The following is a 5,105-nucleotide window of genomic DNA, read 5'->3' as shown; positions in this document are numbered from 1 at the left end:
CGGAGCCGACCGGAATGTCCACCGGGAGCTTGCCCTGCGGCGAGATGTCCCCGAGTAGCACCTTTGCCAATGATTCCATCGATGTCGCCCGCCAGGAGTAGGTGGCCAGCCAGGTCGGGTTGTCGACGAAGCCGGCGTCGTACGGGATCTGGGTGGCCACCGCGATGACCGGTTTTCCGGTGGCCTGCAAGCGGGTCAGCAGCGCACGCAGCTGCGCCCGGGTGCCGAGGCTGTTGGTCAGCACCACCACGAGGTCGGAGCTCTGCGCGGCGGTCACCGCCTGGGTGATCACCGCCTCGCTCGGGCTGGTTCCGCTGGGCAGCGCGGTGGCGTTGACCCCGCGGGCGGTCAGGCTGCCGGCCAGCCAGGTCGGCGTCCGGGCCGGCAGCACGGTGTCGCCGACGCCGGTCACCAGCACGTTGGCCGGCCGGGTGCGGACCGGCAGCAGGCCGGCGTCGTTACGCAGCACGGTGGTGGTGCGGTCGCTGACCCGCTGCACCTCGGCCAGGTGTGCCGGCGTGCCGACCAGGCTGTCCACCTTGGCGACGTCCACCAGCGGGTTGGTCAGCACCCCGCGCTTGAGCTTCTGGATCAGGATGCGCAGCACGCTCTGGTTGATCCGCTGCTCGGTCAGCCGGCCGGACCGCACCGCGTTGATCACCGCGTTCTTCGCCAGGTCCAGGTTGGGCGGCATGAGGAGTTCGTCCGCGCCGGCCTCGACGGCCATCACCGGGATCTCCTCGGCCGGGAACACGTTGGCCCCGCCCATGCCCAGCGCGTCGGTGACGATCACCCCGCGGTAGCCCAGTTCGCCGCGCAGCAGGTCGGTGAGGATGCGGTGGGACAGGGTGGCCGGCACCCCGGACGGCTCCAGGCTGGGCACCTCGATGTGCGCGGTCATGATCGCGTCGACGCCGGCGGCGATGGCGGCCTGGAACGGCGGCAGGTCGATCCGCCGCCACTCCGCCTCGGTCCGGTTGATGATCGGCAGCGAGGTGTGGCTGTCGGTGGCCGCGTCGCCGTGGCCCGGGAAGTGCTTGGCCGCGGACGAGACCGTGGCGCGGGGCAGGCCCGAGTTCTGGAACCCGGCCACCTCGGCCCGCACCAGATCACTGGCCAGATCCGGATGCGAGGAGAACGACCGCGCCCCGATCACCGGGTTCAACGGGTTGGAGTTGACATCCGCCACCGGCGCGAAGTTCTGGTTGATCCCCATCGCCCGCAGTTCATGCCCGTTGATCGTCGCCAGCGACCGGGCGTCGCCGGTGCTGCGCCCCGCCCCCACCGACATGCTCCCGGGGAACTCCGTGGCCGGCGTCTCCAGCCGCGTGACGTTCCCGCCCTCCTGGTCGATCGCGATGATCAGCGGCAGCCGCAGTCCGGACCGCATCGCCGCCTGCTGCAAGCCGTTGGAGAACTCCGCCACCTGCCGCGGGCTGTCCACGTTGTCGGTGCCGGAGTTGTTGAAGTAGATGACCCCGCCGACGTTGTACCGCTCCACCACCTGTGCGGGCGTGTCCACCCCGTAGTTGGCCCGGTTCGTCGGGTGCGCCTCGTCGGCGGACTTCCCCCACACCGACACCACGAACATCTGCCCGACCTTCTGCTCCAACGACAGCCGGCCCAACATCTGCCCCGCGAGCGCCTCCACGCCCACCTCGCCGGCAGCCGCCGCGGACGGCACCCCATAGAGAGCGGTCCCCAGCAACGCCCCCAGCCCCAGCCCCACGGACACCCTCAGTCGGAGCGACTTGGCCACCACAGCCTCCCTGGTCAACCCGAGGCGTCTGGAAACCCATTCACCGACACCATCAAGTATCGGTAAGTTACCCACGCCACACTCAGCAGGTCAACCAACTCTGCTCCCCACCCCCAGCAACCACCAAGCCCCCAAGCTCCGGCGCCCCCGCGCCCACAACGACCCCGGTTACCCGATCACCGGTTTCCGCCCAAGGTGACCCATCCGCCCAAAGTGACCCCAGCCCACCCGTCCGTAACCGGGGTGGGGGGGTCCTGGGGGCACCGCCCCGCCGGCCGGGGGTCTGGGGGCTTGGCCCCCAGAAAATAGGACTGGGCGATCCCCGCCCGCTCTCTCTGCGGGCAGGGATCGCCCAAATCGTCCAGCGCGAACATCCGGGCTACCAAGCGTGCAACGGTGTCGTATATTCCTGGCCTCGGCGTCCGGCGTCCCAGTACGCAGTCCCGTGACGACATGCCTCCCGCGGCGTGCTGAGCGTGGGTGCTCCGGTGTTCGCGCACGGAGCTCTGGCGGGGTGGACTGGGGCTTCTCTTCGCCTCGTCCCTGGCCGTTCAGAAGTCCGCACCTTCTTTCTACCGAGTGGGACCAGGCACTTCAAGTGCACATATGGGTGCACCGTTAAAGAGCCCGCAGGTGGTCGACGGACACGGCCGGTGAGCGTATTCTCAAGGGCTCCTGCCTGCGGATACCGGCCCATCGAGGGAATATTCCTTTTCCGGTATCCCGAATTCTTTTCAGCGTTTCCGTCGGCGGTGCAGGCCGTACCACGTGACGCCCGCCGTGGCAAGAGCGCCGATCCCGATCGCGGTGACCGCGACGGCCGTGCCGGACGGGGCGTGGAACCGCGACCGCAGCGACACCGGCTTGGAGAACGTCAGCACCGGCCAGCCCCGTTCGGCGGCCACCGCGCGCAGCGCCCGGTCCGGGTTCACCACCGCCGGGTTGCCGACCACCTCGAGCATCGGCAGGTCGGTGACCGAGTCCGAATAGGCATGGCAGGACTCGAGGTCGTACCCGCGCTCGGCGGCGAGTTGCTTGATCGCGGCGGCCTTGTTCTCGCCGTAGCAGTAGAACTCGATCTCGCCGGTGTAGCGGCCGTCGACGGCGACCATGCGGGTGCCGACGCTGCTCGTGGCGCCGATCATCTCGGCGATCGGGGCGACGATCTCCTCCCCGGACGCGGAGACCACCACGACGTCATGGCCCTGTTCCCGGTGGCTGGTCACGAGTTCCGCGGCTTCGGCGTAGACCAGCGGATCCACGATGTCGTGCAGCGTCTCCTCGACGATCGAGCGCACCTGCTGGACGTCCCAGCCCGCGCACAGGGCGGTGAGGTGCGCCCGCATCCGCTCGACCTGGTCGGCATCCGCGCCGGAGGAGACGAACACGAACTGCGCGTAGGCGCTCTTGAGCACCGCTCGACGGTTGATCAACCCGCCCTGGAAGAACGGCCGGCTGAACGCCAGGGTGCTGGACTTGGCGATGACCGTCTTGTCCAGGTCGAAAAATGCCGCCACCGTGGGTTCGTTGTCCCCGGTCGCGGCGCTGCGCGGGCTGGTCATCCGGTCAGCATACGAGTGCGTTGGTGGATCGGTCCGGAACGAACGACAACCGTTTCGGTGTACCTGTTCTCACCCCGGCGGACCTGCGAAGGGGATACAGTAGACCGAGTCCGGCATTGACCGGGCGGTTCAGTCCGACCCCCCGGGACTGAACCTTCAGGCGGCCCCCGTCCCTCCCCCCTGGCGGGGGTCGTCCTCTGTCCGCGTCCTGCCGCGACAGTCCAACGTGGACGCCCCCGCGCAGCTTCGCACAGCCGGCCGACGAAACCCGGCCCACAAGATCGTCCAAGCGGTAGTTGTCCACAGCCGGGCGGGTTTTCCACATCTTGATCACTGGCCGTTGTCCCCGGACCCGCCCCGGCCCGATCGTGAAATCGCGGCCGGCACCCGCCTGCCGCCGACGAAACGACCGGCTTGCAGGGGACCCGATGGACACGAACCGACCGCTGGCGTTGATCGACGACGACGAGTTGCTCGACGACGTGCTCAAGCTCGCGGCCGCGGCCGGCTGCGCGGTGGAACGGATACCGGACGCCGCCGCGGCCCGGGTGCGGTGGGCCAGCAGCCCGCTGGTGATCCTGGACGGCGCCGGCGTGCGGCGCTGCCGCGAGCTGGGTCTGGCCCGGCGGGACCAGGTGCTCGTGGTCTGCGCCGGGCCGCCACCGGCCGACCTGTGGCCGGACGCGCTGGAGCTGGGCGCCACCCGGGTGGTCCAGCTGCCGGCCAGCGAGTCCTGGCTGGTCGGGGCGCTGGCCGACGTGGCGGAGACACCTGCCGGCAGCACCGGCCGGGTGCTCGCCGTGCTCGGCGCCCGGGGCGGGGCCGGTGCCTCGGTGTTCGCCGCGTCGGTCGGCCTGACCGTGCTGCGCGGCGGGAACAACGCGCTGCTCGTGGACTGCGATCCGCGCAGCGGCGGCCTGGATCTCGTGCTGGGAGCCGAGACCGATGACGGCATGCGCTGGCCGGAGCTGCGGCTGCGCACCGGTCGGGTGCCGGTCTCCGCGTTGCACGCGGCGTTGCCCGGCCGGACCAGGGGAGCGGCCCGGCTCTCGCTGCTGTCCGGAGCCCGCGAGGGTGTCGGGCCGGAACCGGACGCCGTGGTCGCCGTGCTGGAGGCCGGTCGCCGGGCCGGCGAGACCGTGGTCTGCGATCTGCCCCGCGAGCTCGGGCCCGCCGCCTGCGCCGCGCTCGACCGGACCGACCTGACCGTGATCATCGTTCCGGCCGAGGTGCGGGCGAGCGTGGGAGCCCGGCTGCTGGCCGGCCGCCTGCGGGATCGCGGGCTGGTGCCGCAGCTGGTCGTGCGCGGTCCGGCGCCCGGCGGCCTGCGGGCCGAGGAGGTCGCCGAGGCGGCCGGCGTCCCGCTGCTCACCGTCATGCGGCCGGAGCCGTTCCTGGCGCAGTCGCTCGACCGTGGCGATTTTCGGCCCCGGCCGCGCGGTCCGCTCACCTCGGCGGCCCGGGCCACGCTGCGTGTGCTCGCCGAGCAGCCCGGCCACGAGCTGCGGAGCGTGTCATGACCGCCGAGCTGATCGACCGGGTCCGCGCCCGGCTGGCCGGGACCGGCGCCGAGATCACCGACGCGGTGATGGCCGAGGCCGTGCGCGACGAGGCCGGCGGTGTGGTCGGGCATTCGGACGTGCTGGCCGCGTTGCGGTTGCTGCGCCGGGAGTTCGGTGGTGCCGGCCTGCTCGAGCCGCTGCTGCGCGACCCGGCGACCACCGACGTTCTGGTCACCGGGCCGGGCGAGGTGTGGGTGGACGGAACGGCCGGGCTGACCCGGA

Annotated in this window: 3 protein-coding genes and 1 pseudogene; 2 read left to right on the top strand and 2 right to left on the bottom strand. The window is 71.3% G+C overall.

From position 1 onward, the window contains the following. Together VFO68_RS25990 and VFO68_RS25985 are read right to left on the bottom strand one after the other, a co-directional pair. The coding region (locus tag VFO68_RS25990) for a glycoside hydrolase family 3 protein (protein WP_325161009.1) at nt 1-1,759 on the bottom strand (1,759 nt) is incomplete at its 3' end. Between the two features lie 734 nt (nt 1,760-2,493). Further along, nucleotides 2,494-3,321 carry an HAD-IB family hydrolase gene (locus tag VFO68_RS25985; protein ID WP_325161008.1) on the bottom strand — a complete coding sequence of 276 codons (828 nt, stop codon included), beginning with the start codon at nt 3,319-3,321 and terminating at the stop codon, nt 2,494-2,496. Nucleotides 3,322-3,749: 428 nt separating this feature from the next. On the opposite strand from VFO68_RS25985, the gene ssd reads away from it, so the two are divergent. Together ssd and VFO68_RS25975 are read left to right on the top strand one after the other, a co-directional pair. Further along, complete coding sequence (gene ssd / locus VFO68_RS25980) at nt 3,750-4,841, top strand: septum site-determining protein Ssd (protein WP_325161007.1); 1,092 nt, start codon at nt 3,750-3,752, stop codon at nt 4,839-4,841. Beyond that, nucleotides 4,838-5,105 (top strand): annotated as a pseudogene (locus VFO68_RS25975) (ATPase); the annotation flags it as partial. The gene ssd and the pseudogene VFO68_RS25975, both read left to right, overlap by 4 nt.

Source organism: Actinophytocola sp., assembly GCF_035712165.1.
Taxonomy (GTDB): Bacteria; Actinomycetota; Actinomycetes; order Mycobacteriales; family Pseudonocardiaceae; genus DASYTH01.
Note: the sequence above shows the minus strand (reverse complement) of the source record. Positions and strands in the feature narration are given on the sequence as shown.

Bases quoted from the DNA above. Each gene is read 5' to 3' on its own strand.
- VFO68_RS25985 (WP_325161008.1), bottom strand. From the start codon at position 3,321: ATGACCAGCCCGCGCAGCGCCGCGACCGGGGACAACGAACCCACGGTG.
- ssd (WP_325161007.1), top strand. From the start codon at position 3,750: ATGGACACGAACCGACCGCTGGCGTTGATCGACGACGACGAGTTGCTC.